General features: G+C 72.7%; 23 protein-coding genes. 5 read left to right on the plus strand and 18 right to left on the minus strand.

The genetic code is table 11. The annotated features are described in order from the left end of the window. Positions 1-18: 18 nt before the first annotated feature. Both ACZ64A_RS10945 and ACZ64A_RS10950 read right to left on the minus strand, forming a co-directional pair. On the minus strand, positions 19-720 hold the full coding sequence (locus ACZ64A_RS10945) for an RlpA-like double-psi beta-barrel domain-containing protein (protein ID WP_469809653.1): 702 nt from the start codon (positions 718-720) through the stop codon (positions 19-21). A gap of 118 nt (positions 721-838) precedes the next feature. Beyond that, positions 839-1,198, minus strand: coding sequence for an arsenate reductase family protein (locus ACZ64A_RS10950; RefSeq protein WP_469809655.1), 360 nt, complete (start codon positions 1,196-1,198; stop codon positions 839-841). 244 nt (positions 1,199-1,442) lie between these two features. Between ACZ64A_RS10950 and ACZ64A_RS10955 the strand changes: the two genes are divergently transcribed. Next, positions 1,443-1,769 (plus strand): hypothetical protein, encoded by a 327-nt coding sequence (locus ACZ64A_RS10955; protein WP_469809656.1) that lies wholly within the window; start codon positions 1,443-1,445, stop codon positions 1,767-1,769. Positions 1,770-2,178: 409 nt separating this feature from the next. Here ACZ64A_RS10955 and ACZ64A_RS10960 read toward each other — a convergent pair whose 3' ends face one another. The 6 genes from ACZ64A_RS10960 to glnA form a co-directional block, all read right to left on the minus strand. Next, on the minus strand, positions 2,179-3,366 hold the full coding sequence (locus ACZ64A_RS10960) for a winged helix DNA-binding domain-containing protein (RefSeq protein WP_469809657.1): 1,188 nt from the start codon (positions 3,364-3,366) through the stop codon (positions 2,179-2,181). 117 nt (positions 3,367-3,483) lie between these two features. Continuing rightward, positions 3,484-5,130: an alpha/beta fold hydrolase gene (locus tag ACZ64A_RS10965; protein ID WP_469809659.1), complete on the minus strand. Its 1,647-nt coding sequence runs from the start codon at positions 5,128-5,130 to the stop codon at positions 3,484-3,486. Positions 5,131-5,327: 197 nt separating this feature from the next. Beyond that, on the minus strand, positions 5,328-5,912 hold the full coding sequence (pspAB, locus tag ACZ64A_RS10970) for a PspA-associated protein PspAB (protein WP_469809661.1): 585 nt from the start codon (positions 5,910-5,912) through the stop codon (positions 5,328-5,330). A gap of 2 nt (positions 5,913-5,914) precedes the next feature. Next, positions 5,915-6,835, minus strand: a complete 921-nt coding sequence (gene htpX / locus ACZ64A_RS10975; RefSeq protein ID WP_469809662.1) for a zinc metalloprotease HtpX — start codon at positions 6,833-6,835, stop codon at positions 5,915-5,917. Between the two features lie 116 nt (positions 6,836-6,951). Beyond that, positions 6,952-7,209, minus strand: coding sequence for an SCO2583/SCO2584 N-terminal domain-containing protein (locus ACZ64A_RS10980; RefSeq protein WP_469809663.1), 258 nt, complete (start codon positions 7,207-7,209; stop codon positions 6,952-6,954). 123 nt (positions 7,210-7,332) lie between these two features. Further along, the gene (glnA, locus tag ACZ64A_RS10985) at positions 7,333-8,742 is read right to left on the minus strand and encodes a type I glutamate--ammonia ligase (RefSeq protein WP_469809664.1); all 1,410 of its coding nucleotides are present in this window, start codon (positions 8,740-8,742) and stop codon (positions 7,333-7,335) included. A gap of 210 nt (positions 8,743-8,952) precedes the next feature. Between glnA and ACZ64A_RS10990 the strand changes: the two genes are divergently transcribed. Next, positions 8,953-9,420: an RDD family protein gene (locus tag ACZ64A_RS10990; RefSeq protein WP_469809666.1), complete on the plus strand. Its 468-nt coding sequence runs from the start codon at positions 8,953-8,955 to the stop codon at positions 9,418-9,420. 71 nt (positions 9,421-9,491) lie between these two features. Here ACZ64A_RS10990 and ACZ64A_RS10995 read toward each other — a convergent pair whose 3' ends face one another. From ACZ64A_RS10995 to lipB, 4 genes are all read right to left on the minus strand, one after another. After that, positions 9,492-10,193, minus strand: coding sequence for a DUF4191 domain-containing protein (locus ACZ64A_RS10995; RefSeq protein WP_469809667.1), 702 nt, complete (start codon positions 10,191-10,193; stop codon positions 9,492-9,494). A gap of 90 nt (positions 10,194-10,283) precedes the next feature. Then, positions 10,284-10,508 (minus strand): SCO2195 family GlnR-regulated protein, encoded by a 225-nt coding sequence (locus ACZ64A_RS11000; RefSeq protein ID WP_469809668.1) that lies wholly within the window; start codon positions 10,506-10,508, stop codon positions 10,284-10,286. 229 nt (positions 10,509-10,737) lie between these two features. Beyond that, positions 10,738-11,703, minus strand: a complete 966-nt coding sequence (lipA, locus tag ACZ64A_RS11005; RefSeq protein WP_469809669.1) for a lipoyl synthase — start codon at positions 11,701-11,703, stop codon at positions 10,738-10,740. 73 nt (positions 11,704-11,776) lie between these two features. After that, entirely contained in the window at positions 11,777-12,574 is a 798-nt protein-coding gene (gene lipB / locus ACZ64A_RS11010) for a lipoyl(octanoyl) transferase LipB (protein ID WP_469809670.1), read from the minus strand. Between the two features lie 232 nt (positions 12,575-12,806). Here lipB and ACZ64A_RS11015 point away from each other — a divergent pair, with 232 nt between their 5' ends. Then, positions 12,807-14,252 carry a regulator gene (locus tag ACZ64A_RS11015; protein ID WP_469809671.1) on the plus strand — a complete coding sequence of 482 codons (1,446 nt, stop codon included), beginning with the start codon at positions 12,807-12,809 and terminating at the stop codon, positions 14,250-14,252. A gap of 447 nt (positions 14,253-14,699) precedes the next feature. Here ACZ64A_RS11015 and ACZ64A_RS11020 read toward each other — a convergent pair whose 3' ends face one another. Continuing rightward, positions 14,700-16,073, minus strand: coding sequence for an NAD(P)/FAD-dependent oxidoreductase (locus tag ACZ64A_RS11020; RefSeq protein WP_469809672.1), 1,374 nt, complete (start codon positions 16,071-16,073; stop codon positions 14,700-14,702). 172 nt (positions 16,074-16,245) lie between these two features. Continuing rightward, a complete protein-coding gene (locus ACZ64A_RS11025; RefSeq protein WP_469809673.1) occupies positions 16,246-17,139 on the minus strand; it encodes a TIGR01777 family oxidoreductase in 894 nt (297 codons plus the stop codon). 72 nt (positions 17,140-17,211) lie between these two features. On the opposite strand from ACZ64A_RS11025, the gene ACZ64A_RS11030 reads away from it, so the two are divergent. Beyond that, positions 17,212-17,709, plus strand: a complete 498-nt coding sequence (locus tag ACZ64A_RS11030; RefSeq protein WP_469809675.1) for a GNAT family N-acetyltransferase — start codon at positions 17,212-17,214, stop codon at positions 17,707-17,709. A gap of 10 nt (positions 17,710-17,719) precedes the next feature. On the opposite strand, the gene ACZ64A_RS11035 is transcribed toward ACZ64A_RS11030, so the two are convergent. Continuing rightward, the gene (locus tag ACZ64A_RS11035) at positions 17,720-18,904 is read right to left on the minus strand and encodes a MarP family serine protease (protein WP_469809676.1); all 1,185 of its coding nucleotides are present in this window, start codon (positions 18,902-18,904) and stop codon (positions 17,720-17,722) included. A gap of 365 nt (positions 18,905-19,269) precedes the next feature. Here ACZ64A_RS11035 and ACZ64A_RS11040 point away from each other — a divergent pair, with 365 nt between their 5' ends. After that, positions 19,270-19,974: a peptidoglycan recognition protein family protein gene (locus tag ACZ64A_RS11040; RefSeq protein WP_469810166.1), complete on the plus strand. Its 705-nt coding sequence runs from the start codon at positions 19,270-19,272 to the stop codon at positions 19,972-19,974. Positions 19,975-20,017: 43 nt separating this feature from the next. On the opposite strand, the gene ACZ64A_RS11045 is transcribed toward ACZ64A_RS11040, so the two are convergent. From ACZ64A_RS11045 to aceE, 3 genes are all read right to left on the minus strand, one after another. Then, positions 20,018-20,536 carry a DUF4240 domain-containing protein gene (locus tag ACZ64A_RS11045; protein WP_469810168.1) on the minus strand — a complete coding sequence of 173 codons (519 nt, stop codon included), beginning with the start codon at positions 20,534-20,536 and terminating at the stop codon, positions 20,018-20,020. A gap of 56 nt (positions 20,537-20,592) precedes the next feature. Next, positions 20,593-21,594, minus strand: coding sequence for a helix-turn-helix transcriptional regulator (locus ACZ64A_RS11050; protein WP_469809677.1), 1,002 nt, complete (start codon positions 21,592-21,594; stop codon positions 20,593-20,595). Between the two features lie 134 nt (positions 21,595-21,728). Further along, positions 21,729-24,431: a pyruvate dehydrogenase (acetyl-transferring), homodimeric type gene (aceE, locus tag ACZ64A_RS11055; protein WP_469809679.1), complete on the minus strand. Its 2,703-nt coding sequence runs from the start codon at positions 24,429-24,431 to the stop codon at positions 21,729-21,731. Positions 24,432-24,506 lie beyond the last annotated feature (75 nt).

Raw genomic sequence — 24,506 nt, forward strand, 5'->3', positions numbered from 1 at the left:
CGGACGGCTCTACGGGCCTCACCCCACCTTCTCGATCAGCGCCCGGCGGATCAGGAACTTGCCGGACTCGCGGACCTGCTCGAAGGCCGCGTTGTTGAGCAGCACACAGCTGCCGGAGACCGAGGTGACCTGGACCGTCGTGGACTTGTTGTTGTCCAGGTTGGTCACCTTGAGCTTCGTCCCGGCCGGGAACTGGTTGCTGGACGCGGCCGGGGCGCCGCCCTCGCCGGAGAGGGTGACCGTGGAGCCCTTGCACACCTGCTGACCGGAGGCGGCCGCACCGCCGGCGTCACCCGCGCCGGCGGCCTGCGAGGGCGGCGCGGACTGCTGTCCCGTCTGCCGGCCGCCTTGGCCCTGCTGCCCCGACTGCTGTCCGTTCTTCCCGGCTTGCCCGGCTTGGGAGTCCTGAGCCGACTCCCCGACCGTGCATCCGGACGCCGCCTGCTTGCGCTTGATCTCCTCGATGACCGCCTGGCGGTTGGCGATCCGCGCCTGCGACTGGGCGTCGGGGTTGGCCCGCTGGCCGTCGATGAACTTCTGGTTGTTGCCGAGAGTGGTGGCGAGCCCCTGGCACACACCCGAGTCCGCGGACAGGGTCCGCGGTGGCGGTGCGGCGTTCGAGGTGCTCGCCATGGCGAAGGCGCCGCCGCCGGCCACCGCCGCGGCGGTGACCAGCAGCGCGAGCTTCTTCTTCGTACTGAGCGTTCTCCTGCGCGACATGCGCGCCTCCTGAAGAGGTAGGGGAGCGTACGCCGCTATGTACGAGATACCGAACGGGGTTGCTCAGCGGTCACGGCGACCGTGGAAGTGGCCTGCGTCACAGGCGACTTGAGGGTCGTCACCGGGACAGCGCGTCCCGTACGGCCTCCTCCGTGCGGCCCACCACCGCCGTGCCGTCGTCGGCCGTGATGATGGGGCGCTGGATCAGCTTCGGGTGCTCGGCGAGGGCCGTGATCCAGCGGTCGCGGGCGGAGTCGTCCTTCGGCCAGTCCTTCAGGCCCAGCTCCTTGGCCTCGGCCTCCCCGGTGCGGGTGATGTCCCACGGCTCCAGCTGCAGCCGCTGGAGCACGTCCCTGATCTCGTCCTCGCTCGGTACCTCCTCGAGGTAGCGGCGGACGGTGTAGTCGGCGCCCTCGGCGTCGAGCAGGCTGATGGCGCTGCGGCACTTGGAGCAGGCCGGGTTGATCCAGATTTCCATGCCGCTCACGCTACCGGGCGGCCCGAACGGGCCCTCGTCGCGGGCGAGTCATGTTCGAATTCTCTGTGCCTCATCCGTCCCTCCCGGAGCGTCCGTGACACCCCGCCAATTCCCTTGTCGACCTGCGTCTTTGGGGGCCTGTGCGGACCCCCGATTGTCAGTGCCAGGCAGTAGAATTGACGTAGTGTTCGAGGGAAGACGCCGGGGCCTCCGGAGACTCCCTGACCGCGACAGGAGGATGCCTGTGCCCGCTGCCGCACTCCACCCGAAGCCGTCCCGCAAGCCGCTGCCGACCCAGTCCACCGCGACCCACCCCGTGCTGTTCGACTCGCCGTACGCGCCGGCGGCGAAGCGTCCGCTGCCGCCCGGCCGTCCGCGCGAGTGGTACATCACGCACAACCGGCGTCTGAAGGCCATGCGCCTGGCCATCGCCCTGCTCGACTCCGGCGTCTACATGCCGGGCCAGGCCCGCAACGAGACGATACGGAGCACGGCGGAGGCGATCGGCATCCACCCGCCGTCCGACACGACATGCCACATGGTGCGCGCGCTGATGCGCTACTGCCGCTGAGCCACTGCCCGACGCCGGGCACCGCCCTCGGGGCGGCGGCCCGGCGCCTGGCCGCCCGCGACGACGCTGCCGGGCGTCCGAGGGCGCCGTCCGCGACGACGCTGCCCGGCGTGCGGCGATGTCGGCGTCTGCCGGGGCGTAGCCGCCGGGGTGCCCGCGTGGCCGGGCGGCGCACGCCGCGCTGTCCGGTGTCCGCCGACTCGCCCTCGGGCGGTGCCCGGCGCCTGCCCGCCCGCGCGGCGATCGCAGCGCCTGCCCGCCGGCGCAGTGGTGCCCCGGTGCCTGCCGGGCCGTTCGTGCCGCGGTGTCGGGCGTCTGCCGGGTCGGAGTCGGCGGGGGCCCGTGCCCACTGGGTGGCGCACTTCGCGGGGGCCGGTGGTCCTCGGCTTGCCTTGGCCGGGGTGGTGGGTCAGGCGGTCAGTTCTCGTTCCAGGGGGGTGCGGAATCTGGGGGTCACGCGGGTCGTTCCGACCCAGGCGTGCAGTCGGTCCGCCTCCGCCGTGATCGCCGCCTCGGCCTCGCGGCCCACGCCGTCCTTCTCCAGCAGCCGCCACACGATCTCGCCGTCCGGCCGCTGAGCCCAGCCGCCCACCACCCGGCCGTCCCACCACACCGTCGGCCCCACATTGCCGCTGCGGTCGAACAACGCCGGCCGCAGACCGGGGGCCAGGCACCAGTCCCGCTGCTGCCAGCCCATCGCCGTCGGGTCCAGCGCCGGCAGCAGGGCCGCCCACGGTTCCACCGGGGCCTCGCCGCCCGGCTCCTCGTCGCCCGCGACGACGTATCCCGTGCCCTCGTCCAGGGTCACCTCGCGCGCCCCGATCGCCGTCAGCGCCCGCCGCACCTCCGTCACCCGCCAGCCCGTCCACCACTTCAGGTCGGCCTCCGTGGCCGGCCCGCACGCCGCCAGCCAGCGCCGCAGCAGCTCCGCCTGGGCACCGGCGGCGTCCAGCTCGGGATGCGCCGGGGCCGGGGCCCAGCGGAACTGGCTCGACGTCCAGGAGCCGAGCGGGCGGCCCCGGACCACCTTGCCCTCCACACCGAGGACGCGCAGCAGGCGTGAGGACACCGTGTGCACCCCCTCGTAGCTCTTGCCGGCCGCGTAGGCGAACTGCTCTCTCAGCCGCGGTTCGTCCTTGGCCAGTTCGGCCGCGGTGGCCTGCCCGCGCCGGGCCAGCGCCGCCAGGGCCGACTCCTCGACCTCCTTCAGCCAGGCCGCGTCGGGGGCGCCCGCCGCGGCCATGTCCTTCAGCAGCGAGGCCCGCTCCCGGGCGGCCACCGCGAGACCGGTCGAGGCGTGCACCACGGCCGTCAGCTGCGTGGGGAACACGAACACCGTGTGCCGCATGCCGTGCATCCGCACCAGCGAGCGGTCCTCGTACAGCGCCCGCTCGGTCCCCTCGATCGTCCCCGCCGCGTCCGCCAGCCGCGCGCCCACCGCCAGATACACCGTCGCCGGGTCCGTGCCGTGCAGCGCGACCAGCGACTCGGCGACCTCCTCCGGCGTCGTCGCCCGCGCGTGCGGCGCCAGCCGGTGCCGTACGGCCAGCCGTGCCCGCCGCTCCGCCACGCCGATGTGCCGTGCCCGCCCGCTCATGCCGCCTCCGTCCGTCCCCACGCCGGTACCTGACGCCATCTTCCAGCACCCCACTGACAACGGCCCCCCGGAACCGACAGCGGGCCCGCGGAGGCCGCGCCGGAACGCGACCGTCCGTCAGCCGTAGCGTTCCAGCAGCCCCCCGACGTACGCCTCCAGCCGCTCGGCCAGCACCTCGGACGTCAGATCCGTGCGGCCCAGCTCCCGCCACGGCCCCGCGAGCTTCGCCGCGTCCGGGGCGTAGGCCAGGGCGTCCAGCAGCCGCCAGTACAGGTGGTCCGGGCCGTCGGCGAGCCGGCGCCCGCCGTGGGCGTCGTACCGCTGCCGGAAGGCGAGCCCGTGTACGGGGCCGTGCAGCAGGGCGAGGGCCGTGGAGCAGTGCGCGACATCGAGGTCGGCCGGCCCCCACGACGTCTCCACCCAGTCGACGACACCGCTGATCCGCAGCTCCGCACCCGCCCCGGTGAACAGCACGTTCCCGGGGTGGAAGTCCCGGTGCAGAAAGCAGCCGTCGTACGCCGGCGGCTCGCGGCGCAGCGCGTCCACCGCCCGATCCCACAGCGCGCCCGGCGCGGTGCGCACCCGCTCGGCGGACGTCCACGCCTCGTACCGGCGCGGCCGCTCCTGCGGCACCACCCGGTGGATGCGGACCAGCTGGGCCGCCAGCAGGTCCAGGCGCCGGTCCAGTTCCTGCTCGTCGCCGTCGTCGACGCGCACCCGGCCCGGCAGCAGCGTCATCAGCAGGGACGGGTGGTCGCAGTGCTCGGCGCCCGCGTCCACGGCGACCGGCTCGGCCACCGGGACGCCGTCCTCACCGGCGAGCAGCGCCAGCACCGACGCCTCGCGGGCCAGCAGACCCGGGGCGTGCCGCCGGTAGAAGGGTCTGACGAAGCTGCGCAGCACCAGCGCGCCGCCGTCGTCCAGGGTCAGCCGGCGCATCTGGGAACTCCAGCCGCCCGGCAGCACGCGCGTGTCGGTGACCGTGCGCCCCTGGGGGAGCTGCTTGGCCACCCACGCGCGCGTGGCGGTCCAGCCCCGGTCGTCCGGCCCGGTGAGCACGGCGGTCACGAACGCCCGCCGGTCCTCGGCGTGGTCCCGCAGCCATGTGCCCACCTGGTGGTCGGCGGCGGGCAGTTCGAACCGCGTGTACTGGGCGCGGGCGGTGAGCGCGTCCTCCACCGCCTGCGTCACCTCCGGCGGGATCACCGCGTCCGTGCCGGGTACGGCGAGCACCGCGCGGCCCTCGTAGGTGCGCAGCGCCTCCAGCGCGCGGGAGGTGCGCCAGCTGTCCGGCGTCCGCAGGATCGTGCTGAAGCGTCCGTCGCCGTTGCCGAAGGGCAATTCCCACGCCTCGGGCGCGTACACGGCGGGTGCGCCGAGGCCGACGGCGGCGACCCGCTGCGAGTAGTACGCGACCAGGTCGGCCACGGTCTGCCCGCTCATGCTGAACCCGACCAGGACCAGCGGTCCGTCCGGGGCGCAGGCGTCGATCACCGCCACGGCCTGTTCGAAGCGGCGCCGCAGGCTCAGCCGCCGCAGCAGGCCGGTGCTCTCGCCGTGCCCGGAGAAGTCGAAGGCCAGCACGCGGCAGCCACGCGCGGCGAACTCGTCGGCCAGCGGCAGCAGCCGCTCCTTGCTGCCGGCGCCGGCGCCGTGCAGCAGGACCACGGCCGGGCCGTCGCCCGTTCCGCCGTAGACCCCGCTGAGACGCTCGCCGTCGACATCGAGTGTGAAGTCGGACAGGGACTCGGTCATGCGCCCCATTCACTCACACCCCCAAGTGCGCTCGCGTGAGAAGCGAATGCGTCGCTCTCACCGTCGCACGCCTCCCGTACGCCACCCGCCACGGTGGTCGCACGCCTCCCCCTGGATGCGCACCGCCACCGCCGCGCACGGCCCTTGGAGTCCCGCCGCGAAGGAGCCGGGCAACCCACCGCGACCGGCGGCCGCCGCCCCGTGCCTCACAGCGCGGGGGCGCCCCACACCGGGAACCAGCGCCCCAGGTCCTGCTCGATCCGCAGGTCGTTCGCCAGGGCGGCCCTGATCTGCAGCTCCAAGGCGTTGTCGCGGCGCTCGGCCGGCCCGGGCACCGGCGCGAAGGGGTAGAACGTGCCCCGCTTGTACAGGTACACCAGCGCCAGCCGGCGGCCGCGGTCGTCCCGGAAGCCGGCCAGCGAGCACAGCAGCTGCGGGCCGAAACCGTTGACCTCCATGGAACTGTTCACCGCGTGCAGATCGTTGACGAGCTGGGGCAGCTCGTCGGGGGAGCGGTGGGAGACCAGCCAGGAGTAGCCGTAGGAGTCCTGAGTCAGTCGTACGGGCGGGCCGGTGCGGTCGGTGTCGGCGTCCAGCAGCGCCTGCACCTCCCGGTGCGTCTGCTCGAACGCCGCGCCCTCGACCGTCGCGAAACACACCGCGCCCTGACCGGTCGGTGTGAAACCGGCCGCCGCCTGCAGCGTCACCGCCGCCGACGGCAGCGCGAAGAGCTGGTCCAGATCGGGCGCGACCGGTTTCGTACGGCCGAGCAGGATGTCCAGCAGGCCCATGCTCAGCCCGTCTTCCCGGGCGCCTGGGCCTCGCCCAGCTCGGCGGAGATCCGGGCCAGCAGCTCCAGCCGCTGCTGCAGCGTGGGGTGGGTGGAGAAGTACCGCTCGATGCCGGGCTCGGAACCGGTCGCCGGGGTGAAGTAGAAGGCGTTGAAGGCCTGGGCGGTGCGCAGGTCCTTCGTCGGGATCCGGGCGATGTCGCCGGAGACCTTCGTCAGCGCGGACGCCAGCGCCGAGGGCCGCCCGGTCAGCAGCGCGGCCGCGCGGTCGGCGGCCAGCTCCCGGTAGCGGGACAGGGCCCGGATGAGCAGGAAGCTGATCGCGTACACGGCCGCGGCGACGCCGATCACGGCGGCGAAGACGGCGGCGGTGTTCTGGTCCCGGCGGCCGCTGCTGAAGATCTGCGAGTAGAAGGCGAACCGCACGATCAGACCGGCCAGCACCCCGAGGAAGGACGCGACCGTGATCACGGCGACGTCCTTGTGCGCCACGTGCGACAGCTCGTGGGCCAGCACACCCTCCAGCTCGGCCGGCTCCAGCCGCCGCAGCAGCCCCGTGGTCACACAGATCACGGCATGGTCGGGATTGCGGCCGGTGGCGAACGCGTTCGGCATGTCCATCTCGGACACGGCGACCACCGGCTTGGGCATGTCGGCGATCGCGCACAGCCGGTCCACGACCGCGTGCAGCTCGCGGTACTCCTCCCGCTCCACCACCCGCCCGCGCATGGCGAACATGGCGATCTTGTCGGAGAACCAGAACTGCGCCACGAACATCGCCCCGACCAGGACGACGACCAGCACCCACGACTTCAGCAGCACGATCAGCGCCGCCACGAACCCCACGTACAGCAGCCCGAGCAGGAACAGCGTGACCGACATCCGTACGGTCAGCCGCCGGTCACCGGCAAAGCGGCTCTGCATCTCGCATCACCCCGCAGTAAGGCACTCGCCCCACTGCCAGTGTGCACCAACGTGTTCCCATGAAGGGCTCCCGATCGGCTCCAGCACAGGCAAAAGCTCCCCGGACCGTTCGGACCTCAGTACGTCGCCCGCAGCTGTGCCCACCCCAGGAGCACGATCACCGCGAGGACACAGGTGAACACCACCGCCGTCGACGACCACGACGAGCGGCGGGGACGCACCGGATCCGGGTCCGCACGGAACGGGACCGGCTCCGGTGGGTTGTCCTTCCAGCGCGCGGCCAGCATCCGGGCGCGGGCCGAGGGCTCCTTGTACTGGGCCGAACGTGCCCAGCGGTGGTCGAACTCCCGGTCGAAGTCGTCGAGTTCGGGCATGGGAAACACCCCCCGTGTGTCATGTCCTTGCCCGCATCGTACAGACGACGGCGCCCCCGCCTCCCGGAGGGGGAGGCGGGGGCGCCGGACGCTCTCACACGCCGATCACCCGGCGGGTGCGGATCACACGTCGAAGTACAGCTCGAACTCGTGCGGGTGCGGGCGGAGCTGGAGCGGGGCGATCTCGTTGGTGCGCTTGAGGTCGATCCACGTCTCGATCAGGTCCGGCGTGAAGACGTCGCCCTGGAGGAGGAACTCGTGGTCGGCCTCCAGGCGGTCGAGGACCGCGCCGAGGGAGGTCGGGACCTGCGCGACGTTCGCGTGCTCCTCGGGAGCCAGCTCGTAGAGGTCCTTGTCGATCGGCTCGGCCGGCTCGATCTTGTTCTTGATGCCGTCCAGGCCCGCGAGGAGCAGCGCGGAGAAGGCCAGGTACGGGTTGCCGGAGGCGTCCGGGGCGCGGAACTCGACGCGCTTGGCCTTCGGGTTCGAGCCCGTGATCGGGATACGCATCGCGGCGGAGCGGTTGCGCTGCGAGTACACCAGGTTCACCGGGGCCTCGAAGCCCGGCACCAGGCGGTGGTAGGAGTTCACCGTCGGGTTGGTGAAGGCCAGCAGCGACGGGGCGTGCTTGAGGATGCCGCCGATGTAGTAGCGGGCGGTGTCCGACAGGCCCGCGTAACCGGCCTCGTCGTAGAACAGCGGGTCGCCGTTGCTCCACAGGGACTGGTGGACGTGCATGCCCGAGCCGTTGTCACCGAAGATCGGCTTCGGCATGAAGGTCGCGGTCTTGCCATTGCGCCAGGCCACGTTCTTCACGATGTACTTGAAGAGCTGGAGGTCGTCCGCGGCGGCGAGCAGCGTGTTGAACCGGTAGTTGATCTCGGCCTGGCCGGCGGTGCCCACCTCGTGGTGCAGCCGCTCGAGCTGGAGACCGGACTTGGTCAGCTCCAGGGACATCTCGGCGCGCAGGTCGGCGAAGTGGTCGACCGGCGGGACCGGGAAGTAGCCGCCCTTGTAGCGGACCTTGTAGCCGCGGTTGTTCTCCAGCGCACCGGTGTTCCAGGCGCCGGCCTCGGAGTCGATGTGGTAGAAGGACTCGTTCTCCGAGGTCTTGAAGCGCACGGAGTCGAAGACGTAGAACTCGGCCTCGGGGCCGAAGTACGCGGTGTCGGCGATACCGGTCGACGCCAGGTACGCCTCGGCCTTCTTCGCCACGTTGCGCGGGTCACGGGAGTACTGCTCGCCCGTGATCGGGTCGTGGATGAAGAAGTTGATGTTCAGCGTCTTGTCGCGGCGGAAGGGGTCCACCCGCGCGGTCGTCAGGTCCGCGCGCAGCGCCATGTCGGACTCGTGGATGGCCTGGAAGCCGCGGATCGACGACCCGTCGAAGGCCAGCTCCTCGTCGGGGTCGAACGCCTCGGCGGGCAGCGAGAAGTGCTGCATGACACCCGGCAGGTCGCAGAAGCGGACGTCGATGAACTTGACGCCCTCGTCCGCGATGAACTTCTTGACCTCGTCGGCGTTCTGGAACATCCAGCTCCTCCTACTCCCGACCGCCTCGCCGGGGGTGGTTGATCGGTCGTGCGGCCAGTGCGGTGGCACACGCTCCACTCGACCCTAGGGATGGGTGATTTCTCGGGCGTGACCCATTTGTTTCGCCGAAGTTAACCGGCGCGGTTTCCAGGCTAGCCCCGACACACCCCGCCGTGCCCCGGTCATATACGGGCGCAGTACCGTGTACGGGTGGACAACAGGCAAGCAATCGGATCGTGGCTGTCCGGGCCCCGCGCGGCCATGGAGGACGCGGGTGCCGACTTCGGTTACCGGGGCGAACAGCTCGGTCTGCCGGAGAGCGGACCGAACTCGGTCGCCCGGCCCGGCCGGCGGCTCGGCGCCCTCGCTGTGGACTGGGGCCTCTGTCTGCTGATCGCCTACCGTCTGATCGCGGACAGCTACAACAACGCGGCGCAGGTCTGGGCGCCGCTCCTGCTCTTCGTGCTGATGGTCCTCACCGTCGGCACGGTCGGCTTCACTCCGGGCAAGCGGCTCTTCGGGCTGCGGGTGGTCGCCCTGGGAACGGGCCGGGTGAGCCCGCCGCGGGCCCTCCTGCGCACGGTGCTGCTCTTCCTGGCGATCCCGGCCCTGATCTGGGACCGCGACGGCCGCGGCCTGCACGACCGGCTGGCCGGGACGGTCGAGGTGCGGATCTAGCCCGCGGGAATTCACTACGACGAAGGGGGCGCCCGGTGATCACCGGGCGCCCCCTTCGTCGTATACGGGATTCAGCGGCCCTTCGGGCCGCCCTTCGGGAGCCTCATGCCCTTCGGCATCGGGCCCTTGGGCAGCGGCATGTTGCTCATCAGGTCGCCCAGGGCGCGCAGCCGGTCGTTGGTCGCGGTGACCTGCGGGCCGGTGAGCACGCGCGGGAACTTCAGCATGGTGGTGCGCAGCTTCTTCAGCTCGATCTGGCCCTCGCCGGTGCCCACCATCACGTCGTGCACGGGCACGTCCGCCACGATGCGGTTCATCTTCTTCTTCTCGGCCGCCAGCAGTGTCTTCACCCGGTTCGGGTTGCCCTCGGCCACCAGAACGATGCCGGCCTTGCCGACCGCGCGGTGCACGACGTCCTGGTTGCGGTTCATCGCCACCGCGGGGGTGGTCGTCCAGCCCCGGCCGATGTTGTCCAGCACCGCCGCCGCGGCGCCGGGCTGGCCCTCCATCTGCCCGAAGGCGGCCCGCTCGGCGCGGCGGCCGAACACGATCGCCGACGCGAGGAAGGCGAGCAGCAGGCCCAGGATGCCGAGATAGATGGGGTGACCGATCAGGAAACCGATCGCGAGGAAGACACCGAAGGTGATGATGCCGACAGCCGCGAGTACCAGACCGATCTTCTTGTCGGCCCGACGGGTCATCTTGTACGTGAGGGCGATCTGCTTCAGTCGCCCTGCGTTCGCAGCGTCCGCTGCGTTTTCCTTCCTCGCCATGCCACGAAGTCTACGTGGCCGCGGGAGCGGCTACGACGGCAGTGCCCGCCGGCCCGCGGCGGCGGGGCCGCGGCGGGTGGGCGAGGCCGGTCAGGGACGCGCGGTGGTGGACTGCTTCAGGAAGCGCTCGGCCTCGACCCGGTCCTTGGCCCGCCGGCGGTCCTCCAGGACGGACGTCCAGGCGTTGCGCCGGGCGGTGCGCTGGCCGCTGCTCATCAGCAGCGACTCGACGGCGCGCAGCGCGTCGGTGAAGGACGGGATGGCGGTGGCGCGGGTGCCGTGCGGCATGACGTCGTTGACGGGCGCGGCCTGCATCGTCGAGGTCCCCCCTCGGGATGGGTGTACGGGGCGTGATACCAGGGTCACTGTTCGGTGTTACCAGGACGTGACCGACCGGTCAAACGGACATGAAACCCGGGGGCGCGACGGGCGAACGACGACGCGGCCCTGACGGGTGCCCTCATCTGCGAGGACGGTCAGGACCGCGTCGGACTGGTCGCTACTGGTCAGTAACGGCTTGTGCGTGACTTCACACGGTTGGCTCTCACACCGCCTGCGAGGCCACGAACGCCCCGCGCTTCTCGATGGCCATCTGGTACAGGCGGCCGGCGCGGTACGAGGAGCGGACCAGCGGACCGGACATCACACCGGAGAAGCCGATCTGCTCGGCCTCCTCCTTCAGCTCCACGAACTCGTGCGGCTTCACCCAGCGCTCCACCGGGTGGTGGCGGACGGAGGGGCGCAGGTACTGGGTGATGGTGACCAGCTCGCAGCCCGCGTCGTGCAGCTGCTTCAGCGCCTCGCTGACCTCCTCGCGGGTCTCGCCCATGCCGAGGATCAGGTTGGACTTGGTGACCAGGCCGAAGTCGCGGGCCTCGGTGATGACCTTCAGCGAGCGCTCATAGCGGAAGCCGGGGCGGATGCGCTTGAAGATCCGCGGGACGGTCTCGACGTTGTGCGCGAAGACCTCGGGGCGGGAGCCGAAGACCTCGGCCAGCTGCTCCGGGACGGCGTTGAAGTCGGGGGCCAGCAGCTCGACCTTGGTGCGGCCGGCCTCGCGGTCCGCGGTCTGCTGGTGGATCTGGCGCACGGTCTCGGCGTACAGCCAGGCGCCGCCGTCCTCCAGGTCGTCGCGGGCGACGCCGGTGATGGTGGCGTAGTTCAGGTCCATCGTGACGACCGACTCGCCGACGCGGCGCGGCTCGTCGCGGTCGAGCGCCTCGGGCTTGCCGGTGTCGATCTGGCAGAAGTCGCAGCGCCGGGTGCACTGGTCGCCGCCGATGAGGAAGGTCGCCTCGCGGTCCTCCCAGCACTCGTAGATGTTCGGGCAGCCGGCTTCCTGGCAGACCGTGTGCAGGCCCTCGCTCTTCACGAGGTTCTGCATCTTCGAGTACTCGGGACCCATTTTCGCCCGGGTCTTGATCCACTCGGGCTTGCGCTCGATGGGGGTCTGGCTGTTGCGGACCTCCAGGCGCAGCATTTTGCGTCCGTCGGGTGCGACTGCGGACACGACCGGCTCCCTAGCGATTGATTCTTCGGCGCCCTCAAGGGTACGCCCGTGGATTTGCATGTCCGGTGCCGCGTCAGGCCGCGGACGTCTCGACCGGGCGCGGCTTGAGCTCCGCGTTCTCCAGTACGTCCTTCAGGTGCCGCTCGGCGACGGGCAGCACGTCCTCGATGGTGATCTCCCGGCCGAGTTCGTACGACAGCGACGTCACGCCCGCGTCACGGATGCCGCAGGGGATGATCTTGTCGAAGTTCGAGGTGTCCGGGTTCACGTTCAGGGCGAAGCCGTGCATGGTGACGCCCTTGGCGACGCGGACGCCCATGGCGCAGATCTTGCGGTCCTCGCGGCGCTGGCCCGCGTTCGACGGGGCGTACTCGGGGCCGTTCAGTCGTGGGTCGAACTCCGGGTCGGTGCTGCGCGGGTCGAAGTCGAGCGTGAGCCCTCCGAGGGCGGGTCGCTGCTCGACCGGGTCGCCCAGCACCCAGACACCGGCCCGGCCCTCGACGCGCGAGGTCTCGATGCCGAACTCGGCGCACACCCGGATCATCGCCTCCTCCAGGCGGCGCAGATGGGCGACCACGTCCACCGGGCGGGGCAGCTTCTGGATCGGGTAGCCGACGAGCTGGCCCGGACCGTGCCAGGTGATCTTGCCGCCGCGGTCCACGTCGATCACGGGGGTACCGTCCAGCGGGCGCTCCTCGGGCGCGGTGCGGCGGCCCGCGGTGTAGACGGGCGGGTGCTCCAGGAGCAGACACGTGTCGGGCACCTCGTCCGCGAACCGGGCGGCGTGCACACGGCGTTGCTCGTCCCAGGCGACCTGGTAGTCGACCATGTCCGGGCCGAACCCCATCCGGACGAACCGCAGCTCACTCACGGCAAGCGCCTCCTCGAAGTCGTAAGGCATGAAACGCGCCCACGCCACTGTACGACTGCCTCGGACGCGTCAGCCCTGCGGGCAATCCTCACACGATCGGATGAATGGGTGGGGAAGTGTGCGATCGCCTGTTTACGCTCCGCTACATTCGCGCCGTCCAAGAGGCCATAAGGGCTGCTCACAGGCAATCCGGGCACCTCGCAGGCCTGGAAGGCAGGAGACCGCACCGCAGATGACGGAACGACCCGCGCAGCGCACTCCCAACCGACAGCTCGCCGCGCTCATCGCAGAAGCGGGATTCTCCAACGCGGGTCTCGCCCGTCGCGTGGACCAGCTCGGGCTCGAACACGGGCTGGACCTTCGATACGACAAGACGTCCGTGACGCGGTGGCTGCGCGGGCAGCAGCCGCGCGGGACGACCCCGGCGCTGATCGCCGAGGTGTTCACCCGGCGGCTCGGGCGGCGGCTCACCGCCCAGGACCTCGGCCTCGACGCGTGCGCCCCCGTGTACGCCGGGCTGGAGTTCGCCGCGACCCCCGACGAGGCGATCGACATCGTCAGCGGGCTGTGGCGCAAGGACTCCGGCAACCACGCCGAGCTGCGGAAGATCGCCTTCACACCGGCGGGTCTGGTGGTGCCGAGCCGGGACTGGCTGATCGGCCGGTCCGACGACAGGGTCGCGCGCGGTGAGCCGCCGGCGCGGGTGCCCGCCCAGGGGCGGCCGGCGGTGGTCCCGCAGCAGCGGGCGCGGGCCGAGCGGCCGCCCGCCGTGCGGGTCTCCGGCGGGGACATCGCGGCGCTGCGGTCCGTCGCCGAGCTGTTCCGCACGCTGGACGACACCTACGGGGGCGGTCACGCCCGGCAGGCGCTCGTGCGGTACCTGGAGCACGAGTGCGAGCCGATGCTGCGCGGGGTGTACGGGGAGCAGACCGGACGCCGGCTGTTCGCCGCGGCGGCCGATCTGACGCGGCTGGCCGGATGGACGTCGTACGACATCGCCGCGCACGGGCTCGCGCAGCGGTACTTCGTGCAGGCGCTGCGGCTCGCGCAGACCGCGGGGGACCGGGCGTACGGGGCGTATGTGCTGGTCACGATGAGCCGGCAGGCCGTGTACCTCGGGCACGGGCGGGAGGCCGTGCAGCTGGCGCGGGTGGCGCAGCAGGGGGTGGGGGCGGGGGCGCCGCCCGTCGTGCAGGCGCTGCTGCACGCGGCGGAGGCACGGGGGCACGGGGTGCTGGGGGAGGTGCGGTCCTGCACCGCGTCCCTGGTGCGGGCCGAGCGGGCGCTGGAGGCGGTGCGGGGCGGGGACGACGTGCCGTACTGGGCGCGGTTCTTCGACGAGGCGCAACTGGCGGACGAGTTCGGGCACTGCCACCGGGACCTGCAGCAGTTCCGGGCGGCGGCGCAGCATGCGGAACGGTCGTTGCAGCTGCGGGCGAGCGGGGGCGGGTACGCGCGCAGCCGGCTGTTCTGCACGGTGGTGCTGGCGACGGCGCGGCTGGGGCTGGGCGAGCTGGAACAGGCCTGCCGGCTGGGGGCGGAGGCGGCGGGGGCGGCCGCGGAGATGCGGTCGGTGCGGGCGGTGGAGTATGTGCGGGAGTTCGAGCGGCGGCTGGAGCCGTATCGCGATGCGGCGGCTGTTCGGGGGTATCGAGAGCGGGTCGCTGCGCTGGCTTAGCGGGTCGTTCTGGCGGTGGGGTGCGATGTGCCTGCGGCGCTGGGTGCGTTGTGCCTGCGGCGCCTGGTCGTGTTTCGGCTGCGGGTTCGTTGTGGCTGGTCGCGGGTGCCTGCGGCGCCTGGTTGTTCTTCGGCCGCGGGCCGGTGGGGCTGGTCGCCGTTGCCTGCGGCGCCTGTGCGGGTTCGTTGTGGCTGGTCGCGCCGTTCCCCGCGCCCCTTTTGTGCCTGCGGCGGCCCGTTGCCGTCCGGTGGCCGGTTGCGGCCGCAATGCTTTCCCAGCTGCGGGCAGTCGTGCCGCTAGGGGCGGCACGGGTGGGCGCAGCGGCGCCCCGCCAGCGCCGGTGAGCGCCACCCACCCCCGGCCCGCCCCAGCACCGGGTCCGGGCCGGCGTCGGTGAGCGCGCCCACCCCCGGCCGGCCGCAGTACTGGGTGGCTCGGCAGCCGCCCTTACGCCGCCCGGGACATCGTGCTCGTGGGGTCTGCTCGGTGGAGGGAGCCTGTGAGGCCCAGGTCGGTCAGGAGGGCCGTGGTGGCTCGGTGGGCCGAGTGGAGGGCGCCCTGGACCGTGCTCGTGTCGCGGTGGTCGCCGCAGACGTAGAGGCCCGCCAGGAGGCGTACCGGCTTGCGCAGGTCGTGCGGGGGCCGCATCGCCGGGACCGCCTCGGGGGTGTGGTGGACGGCCAGGGTCTCCCAGCGGGCCGTGGACGTGCCGTACAGGCGGGCCAGGTGGAGGCGGACGGCGGTGTCCACGTCCGGGGGCGGGGGGCCGAGGACCGTGGAGGAGATCAGGGCGCGGCCCGCCGGGGCGCGGGTCGGGTCGACGCGGCTGATCACCGCCGTGTGGGCGACCGGGCCGCCGCGGTCGGCGTCCAGCAGCAGGGACGTGTCCGTGCCCGGCGGGTCGTCGGTGGTGTGGTGGACGACCGTGACCGGGTGGAAGTCCGGCACCCGCAGTCCCGGCAGCAGCTCGGCGGCGGTGCGGGCGTCGGTGGCGACCAGGACCGCCCGGCAGCGGAAGACGCCGTGTTCCGCGGTCGTCACGGAGGTCGTGGCGACGGACGTGGCGCGGACGCCGGTGTGCACGGTGCCCGGCGGCAGGGTGCGGGCCAGCAGCTCCGGCAGGACGTCGGCGCCGCCCTCCGGCAGGCACAGCCGGCCCGCGGCGAACGCGCGCAGGGCCAGGTCGGCGCAGCGGCTGGACGTGGTCAGCTCCGGGTCGCACAGCAGGGCGGCCAGCAGGGGGCGCAGAAAGCCCTCGACGGTACGGGCGGGCAGACCGCGCGCGGTGAGGGACCTGCCGGCCTCGGTCTCCGGGCGGGCGAGGACGTCGTCGATCGGCAGGGCGGCCAGCCGGGTCAGGGCAGGGACCAGCCGGGCCTGGTCGACCGGCGTGCCGAGCGGGGCGCTCGCGCGGGCCCGGGGGGCCGCGGCCGTGCGGGGCGCACTCGCCAGGGCGCGCACTACGTGAAGTGCGCCGCGTGCGCCCCCGGTGCTCCGTGCGCCCCTGCCGGCCGCCGTGGCACCCGCGTGGTGGTGCCGGCCGTCGCTGTGCAGCAGGACGCCGGGGGCGAAGGGACGCACGGCCAGCGCGTCCAGCCCCGGGGTCAGGCGTAGTTCGGGATACGCGGTGGACAGCAGCTGGCCGACGCGGTCGAGCCGGAAGCCGTCGACCTTCTCCGTCGCCATGCGGCCGCCCACGCAGGGGGCGACCTCCAGTACCGCGGTGGTGATTCCTGCGCTGGTCAGCCGATGCGCTGCCGAGAGTCCGGCAACCCCGGCTCCCACGACGACGACGTCTGCCTGGTACGCGGGCTCAAGCACGTGCCCCTCCTCGAGGTTGCGCGGCCGGTGGAGACGTCATGCCCCCAACGGGCGTCCCGGATACCCGAGTTCGGGTCGAGGTTAGGGCGGTGATCGGTCAAGGACAGTCGCGCATGGACAGGGCACGGGCGCACGCCGGTCGCATACGGTCACACCTGTCCCCGGTTCTGTCTCACGCCGCGCGGATCGCGTCCTCGATGCCCGGGAAGGCGAACGTGAAGCCCGACCGCAGCAGGCGCGTGGGCAGGACGCGCTGACTGCCCAGGACGTCGCCCGCCATCTCGCCCAGCGCCAGGCGCAGCGCCGCCGCCGGGACGGGCAGCGGGGCCGGGCGCTTCAGGACGCGGGCCATGGCCTCGGTGATCTCGGCGTTCGTCAGCGGCTCGGGGGCGGTGAGGTTGAAGGGGCCCGACAGGTCCGTGCGGTCCATCAGATGACGGATCGCGGCGACCTCGTCGTGCAGGGCGATGTACGACCAGTACTGCCGTCCGTCCCCTAGCCTGCCGCCGAGTCCCGCCCGGAAGAGCGGGAAGAGACGGCCCCACGCGCCGCCCGACCTCGACACCACCAGCCCGGTGCGCGGCAGCACCGTGCGCACCCCGGCCGCGCGCGCCGGTTCCGTCGCCGCCTCCCACTCCACGCACACCTCGGGCAGGAAGCCGGTGCCGGGCGGCGCGTCCTCGTCGACCGGTGTCTCACCCGTGTCGCCGTAGATGCCCATCGCGCTGCCGTTCACGAACACCCGCGGCGGGCTGTCCAGGGACGCCAGCGCCCGCGCGAGCGTCCGGGTGCCCTCGACCCGGCTGGAGCGGATCTGCTCCTTGTACGCCGCGCTCCAGCGGCGGTCGCCGATGCCGGCCCCGGCGAGGTTGACCACGGCGTCGCAGCCTTCCAGCGCCGCACTGTCCACGTACGAGCGCTGCGGGTCCCAGCGGGCCTCGTCCGGGCCGGCGGGGTCGCGGCGCACCAGACGGATCACCCGGTGCCCGTCGGCGGTCAGGGAACGGGCCAGGGCGCTGCCGATGAGGCCGGACGCGCCGGCCACCGCGATACGTGCAGGGTGCATGACCCACATCCTCTCCGGAGCCCGCGTAAAACCGCGGTGAGACGCGTGTTCCGTCCCCGTAGGGTGACCGGCATGCCCGAGTCGAACCCGTCGTTCATACGTACCGCCCGAGCCGAGGACGAGGATGCACTGCGCCGGCTGGACCGAGCCGTGTGGTCCCCGCTGCACTCCGTGTCGGGGCCGCCCGCGCCGGACGCCCCCTTCTTCCCGAAGGACGCCGGCCCCGAAGCCCATCTGGTCGCCGAGACCGACGGCCGCGTCGTCGGCTACATCCGCCTCGGCACGCCCACACCGCTCCCCTCCAACGCGCACGTGCGCTACATCCGCGGCCTCGCCGTCGCCGAGGAGGCACGCGGCCGGGGCATCGCCCGGGCCCTGCTGCGGGCGGCCGAGGCGGACGCCCGCGCCAAGGGGTTCCGGCGGATCACCCTGCGCGTCCTCGGCCACAACACCGGGGCGCGCGCCCTGTACGCGTCGGAGGGCTTCGTCGTCGAGGGCGTGCAGCCGGAGGAGTTCTTCCTGGACGGCGCGTACGTCGACGACGTGATGATGGGCAAGCGCCTGGTCTGACCGTGTGCGGCTACGAGGTGACGAGGTCGCCCGTGTCCACCGCCTCCGTGGCGCTCGCCGCCTGCCGGGCGTCCTCGGCCACCTCGTCCGCCGTCAGGACGTACCCCGTCTCGTCGTCCGAGGTGGAGCGGGCGAAGACCACACCGAACACCCGGCCGTCGGTGGTCAGCAGCGGGCCGCCGGAGTTGCCCGGACGCACCGTGGAGCGGATCGAGTAGATCTCACGGGTGACGGTGGCGTCGTTGTAGATGTTCTGGCCGGTCGCACGGACCCGGCCGCCGACCGTCGCGGCCTGCAGGTCGAGATCGCCGTCCTGCGGATAGCCGGCCACCACCGCCCGGTCGCCGCGCCGGGCGCCGTCGTCGAAGCGGAGCACGGGGGCCTTCAGATCCGGCACGTACAGCACCGCCACGTCCCGGTCCGGGTCGAACAGCACCACGCGCGCGTCGTACGTCCGCCCGACGCCGCCCACCCGCACGCCCGGGCGGTCGATGCCGGCCACCACATGGGCGTTGGTCATCACATGCCGGGGCGCGAACACGAAGCCGCTGCCCTCGCGGCCCTGCGTGCCCGCGGCGCCCTCGATCTTCACCGTGCTCAGCTTGGCCGCGTCGGTGGCGGCCGCCGTGACGCTGTCCCCGGTGGGCCGGGGCACCTCGGCCGTCGACTCGTTCTCGAACGGGTTGAACACCTGGGGGAAGCCGGCCTGGGTGAGCGCGGACGTGGCCCGCGAGAACCATGCCGGTGTGGTGTCCGGCATCACCTGCTGCACCGCGCCCAGCAGCCGCGAGTCCCGTATCGCGCTCGTCACCAGGGGAGTGGAGGCCGCGCCGAGCACGCTCGCCGCGACCCACGCCACGAGCAGCACGGCGAGCGCGTTGGCCGCCGCCCCGCCGACGCCGTCGGCCACCCGCAGCGGGCCCCGGTCCAGCTCCCGCCGCAGCCGCAGCGCGAGCCGCCCCGCCAGCTCGTGCCCCACCACGGCCGGCACCAGCACCGTGAACACCGCCACGACCGTCGCCGAGGTCGTCCCCGGCGACACCAGGCGCATCACCCACGGCAGGATCCACACGCCGACCGCCGCACCGCCCACGAACCCGGCCAGCGAGACGCACCCGGCCACCAGCCCCCGCCGGTAGCCGGAGCCCGCGTACGCCAGGATCACCAGCAGCAGCACGATGTCGAGCAGGTCCACGAAGCCGCCTCTCTCTCGCCCCCTGGGCGTGCGGGCCGAGGGCACCCCTGGGTACGCGCGCCGAGGGCCGGATGATCAGCCGTCCACCGAACCGGTCACGGCCGCGGTACCCCGGAAAACGCCCCGCACCGGGACGATGGTTCCACCAGGTGGCACACCACACATCGCGGACCGGCCGCGGCGCGCCCACAGTGGGACACATGCGTGTCGTGCGAAGAGCGCGCGAAGCCGTCCGGGCCCGCGGCGGTGCCCGGACAGCCGCCCGTGTCCGCCGGCGGACACCCCGGGCGGCCCGCCCCCGGATACCCGGCCCTGCCCTCGCCGCGGCCGCCTGCCTGCCGGGCCTGGCGGCCGTCGCCGCCCTGATGCTGTGCGCGAGCGGCGTGGAGCGCGCCGCCGGCGCCCCGGACCCCGCCTTCCGGCCGCTCGTCGCCCGCCCCGCACCCCACACCGCCCCCCGGCCGCGGATCGTGCCCCGCACGGCCTGGCTCGACGCCCGTACCCGGACCCGTCAGCCGCCCCCGCGCTACGACGACGAGGTCGTCGCCGTCTTCGTCCACCACACCGACACCCCGAACGTCTACGACTGCGCCGACACGCCCCGCATCATCCGCGGCGTGTACACCGGCCAGACCGGCGGCCGCGACTGGGACGACATCGGCTACAACTTCCTCGTGGACCGCTGCGGCACCGTCTACGAGGGCCGCGCCGGCGGCGTCGACCGCCCGGTCACCGGCGCCCACACCCAGGGCTTCAACCACCGCACCGCCGGGATCGCCGCCATCGGCACCTTCACCGGCGGCACGCCGGTGCCACGCGCCATGTCCGAGGCCATCGCCGCCCTGATCGCCTGGAAGCTCGGGCCGGCCGACGTCGACCCGCGCGGCACAGCCCGCCTCACCTCGAGCAACAGCGGCAGCCGCGTCCCGCGCGGTGCCGCCGCCCTCCTGCCCGTGGTCGCCGCCCATCGCGACGCCTACGAGACCACCTGCCCGGGCGCCGCCCTGATCGCCCGCCTGCCGGAGATACGGCAGCGGGCCGCGGCACTGCAAGGCCGGGCGGCCCTCTGAGTGACCCTGTGAGGAAGCGGCCGGTCACGGGCGGCGGTCCGGCTCACTCCCGGAAGCGGTACCAGAGCTTCGGATAGCGCTCCGCCAGCGCGCCCTCGTCCTCGAAGTCGACCGGTGTGCCCGCGGGTTCCGAGGGGGCGGGAGGGATGCCCAGGTCCGGGGCGACGGTGCCGGTGAGCTGCTCGTAGGCCTCGTCGGCGGCGTAACCCAGCTCCTCGCCGTCGCCGTCGATCTCCTCGTCGAAGTCGTCCAGCAGGTCCGCGAGCGCGTCCGGATCGTGCAGGGCGCCCTCGAACACCTCCCGGCCCTGGCCGATCAGCCAGCAGCGGAAGAAGTCGAACGCGTCGTCGCTCGCCCCGTCCAGCAGCACCCAGGCCGCGCCCCACAGGTCCCAGCGGTAGGCGCGGTTGTAGCGGACCTCGAAGTGACGGGCGAAGTCGAGCACCACGTCGGGGTCCTTCTGGAGCAGCCGCTCGACGAGCAGGTCCGCCTGTTCCTCCGGGTCGCCCTCGGCGGCCTCCCGAGTGGCGTCGACCAGCTCCCAGAACTCCGTCTCGTCCATCACGGGTCCAGCATCCTGCGTCGGCGACGGGGGCGCACGCGGAGTACGCCGGTTCGTCACGGCCGGGCGCTCGCCGCCCCACCTGCACCGCCGTACAGCCGCGCCAGCCGTGCCGCATCCTCGGCGAACCGTGCGCGCAGGCCCGCCGGGGCCAGCACCTCGGCCTGCGCCCCGAGCGCCCGCAGCTGCGTGTGCGCGACCTCCTCGGACTCCACCGGCAGCGTCACCGTCACCCACCCCTCGCCGTCCGGCTCCCCGGCCGACGCCAGCGCCTCCCGCGCGGACAGCGTGTCCACGGCCCACCGCAGGCCGCGCACGCCCTCGGGAGACAGCCGTACGACGACCTCGGTGCGCAGCAACGAGCGGGCGAACCGCTCGGAGTGCTCCGCCCAGTAGCCGGGCAGGTCGAACTCCTCGTCCCGGGCGAAACGCTCGCCGCAGGGCTCGACGGCCGAGAACCGGTCGATGCGGTACGTGCGGTACGCCCCGTCCCGCGGCACCCGCGCGCACAGGTACCAGACCCCCGCCTTGAGCACCAGGCCGTACGGCTCCAGCACCCGCTCCACCTCGCGCTCGCCCCGCCGGTAGCGGGCCGTGACGCTGCGGTCGTCCCACACCGCCTCCGCGACCGCCGGCAGCAGCTGAGGCGTCTGCGGCTCCCGGAACCAGGCCGGCGCGTCCAGATGGAACCGCTGCGCCGCCGTACGGGAGGCGTCCCGCAGCGACGGCAGCAGCGCGGCGGACACCTTCAGCCGGGCCGCGGACGCGGCGTCCTCCAGGCCCATCTCCCTGAGCGCCCCCGGCACCCCGGACAGGAACAGCGCCTCCGCCTCACCGCGGGCCAGCCCCGTCAGCCGCGTGCGGTACCCGCCGATCAGCCGGTAGCCGCCGGCCCGGCCCCGGTCCGCGTACACCGGAACGCCCGCCTCGCCGAGCGCCTGCGCGTCCCGCGTGACCGTCCGCTCCGACACCTCCAGCTCCCGCGCCAGCTCGGCGGCGGTCATGGAGGGCCGGGACTGCAACAGCAGCACCATCTTGATCAGCCGGGCAGCACGCATACGGCCATCATGCCGGGGCCCACCGACAACGAGGACGACGAAGACAACGAAGACGACGAAGACGACGAAGGAGTACGGCTGCTGCCGTACCCCTTCACCGTGCGACCCGCGTGCTCACAGGCCGACCCGCGTGCTTACAGGCCGTACTTCTCCCGGGCTTCCTTCACCGACGCGGCCTTGACCTCGCCGCGGCCGGCGAGCTGGGCCAGCGCCGCGACGACGATCGACTCCGCGTCGACGCCGAAGTGGCGGCGGGCGGCCTCACGGGTGTCCGACAGGCCGAAGCCGTCGGCGCCCAGCGAGGACCAGTCCTGCTCCACCCACTGCGCGATCTGGTCCGGGACCTGGCGCATGTAGTCGGAGACGGCCAGCACCGGACCCTCGGCGCCCTGCAGCGCCTGACGGACGAACGGCACCCGCTCCTCGCCGCGCAGCAGCGCCGCGTCGGCCTCCAGCGCGTCCCGGCGCAGCTCGGTCCAGGAGGTCGCGGACCACACGTCGGCGGCCACGCCCCACTCCTCGGCGAGCAGCTGCTGCGCCTTGAGCGCCCAGTGGATCGCCGTGCCGGAGCCCAGCAGCTGGATGCGCGGGGCGTTGGCCGGGACGGTGACGCCCGCGGACTCCGCCGTGTTGAAGCGGTACAGGCCCTTGACGATGCCCTCGTCGATGCCGAGGCCCTGCGGCTTCGCCGGCTGCGGCATCGGCTCGTTGTAGACCGTCAGGTAGTAGAAGACGTTCTGGTCCTCACCCGGCTTGGCCTCGCCGTACATCCGGCGCAGACCCTCACGGACGATCACCGCGATCTCGTACGCGAAGGCGGGGTCGTAGCTGAGCGCGGCCGGGTTGGTCGCCGCGATCATCGGCGAGTGGCCGTCGGCGTGCTGCAGACCCTCACCGGTCAGCGTGGTGCGGCCCGCGGTGGCGCCGACGAGGAAGCCGCGGCCGAGCTGGTCGCCGAGCTGCCACATCTGGTCGGCCGTGCGCTGCCAGCCGAACATCGAGTAGAAGATGTAGAACGGGATCATCGCCTCGCCGTGCGTCGCGTACGACGACGCGGCGGCGATGAAGTCGGCCATGGAGCCGGCCTCGGTGATCCCCTCGTTGAGGATCTGGCCGTTCTTGGCCTCCTTGTAGTACATCAGCTGGTCGCGGTCGACCGGCTCGTACGTCTGGCCCTTGGGCGAGTAGATGCCGAGCGACGGGAAGAGCGACTCCATGCCGAAGGTGCGCGCCTCGTCGGGGACGATCGGCACCCAGCGCTTGCCGGTCTCCTTGTCGCGGACCAGGTCCTTGACCAGGCGGACGAACGCCATCGTGGTGGCCACGCTCTGCGAGCCGGACCCCTTGTCGAAGGCGCCGAACGCCTTCTCGGCCGGGGCCGGCAGCGGGGCCAGGGCGTGCGTGCGGCGGGCCGGGGCCGGGCCGCCGAGCGCCGCGCGGCGCTCCTGGAGGTAGCGGACCTCGGGGGAGTCGGCGCCCGGGTGGCCGTAGGGGACCACGCCGTCGACGAAGTCGCTGTCCCTGATCGGCAGCTCGAGCAGGTCGCGCATCGCCTTGAACTCGTCCACCGAGAGCTTCTTCATCTGGTGGTTGGCGTTCTTCGACGCGAAGCCCTCGCCGAGGGTGTGGCCCTTGACGGTCTGGGCCAGGATCACGGTCGGCGCGCCCTTGTGCTCGACGGCGGCCTTGTACGCGGCGTACACCTTGCGCGGCTCGTGACCACCGCGGGAGAGGTGGAAGATCTCGAGGATCTTGTCGTCGCTCAGCAGCTTCGCCATCTCGGCGAGCGCCGGGTCCTTGCCGAAGAAGTCCGCGCGGATGTAGGCGGCGTCGCGGGTCTGGTACGTCTGGACCTGCGCGTCGGGTACCTCGCGCAGCCGGCGTACCAGCGCGCCGGTGGTGTCGAGCTGGAACAGCTCGTCCCAGGCGGAGCCCCACAGCGTCTTGATCACGTTCCAGCCGGCGCCGCGGAACTGGGCCTCCAGCTCCTGCACGATCTTGAAGTTGGCGCGGACCGGGCCGTCGAGGCGCTGCAGGTTGCAGTTGATGACGAAGGTCAGGTTGTCCAGCTGCTCGCGGGCGGCGAGTGCGAGGGCCGCCGTCGACTCCGGCTCGTCCATCTCGCCGTCGCCGAGGAACGCCCACACGTGCGAGGCGGAGACGTCCTTGATGCCGCGGTTGGTGAGGTAGCGGTTGAAGCGCGCCTGGTAGATCGCCGACAGCGGGCCGAGGCCCATGGAGACGGTCGGGAACTCCCACATCCAGGGCAGGCGGCGCGGGTGCGGGTAGGACGGCAGGCCGTTGCCGCCGGCCTCCTGGCGGAAGTTGTCGAGCTGCGCCTCGTTGAGGCGGCCGTCCAGGAAGGCGCGGGCGTAGATGCCGGGGGAGGCGTGGCCCTGGATGTAGAGCTGGTCGCCGGAGCCGTCCTGCTCCTTGCCCTTGAAGAAGTGGTTGAAGCCGGTCTCGTAGAGCCAGGCCGCGGAGGCGAAGGTGGCGATGTGGCCGCCGACGCCGTGCTTGGCGCCGCGGGTCACCATGGCGGCCGCGTTCCAGCGGTTCCACGCGGTGATGCGGGCCTCCATCTCCGGGTCACCGGGCAGGCCCGGCTCCGCGGAGGTGGGGATGGTGTTGACGTAGTCCGTCTCGAGGAGCTTCGGCAGGGCGATGCCGGCGCCCTCGGCGCGCTCCAGCGTGCGCCGCATCAGGTACGCGGCCCGGTGCGGCCCGGCCGCCTTGGTGACGGCGTCCAGGGAGGCCTGCCACTCGGCGGTCTCCTCGGGGTCGCGGTCCGGGAGCTGGTCGAGCTCGCTCGGCTGGATGGCGTTGGGGTCGGTCATGTCGCCGCCTTCCTCAGTCGAAGGGGGGTTCCCTCACAGCGAAGGGTTCAGGGGTGCCCTAGGTCTTTGGCAGGA

Source organism: Streptomyces sp. NPDC104814, from assembly GCF_055583185.1.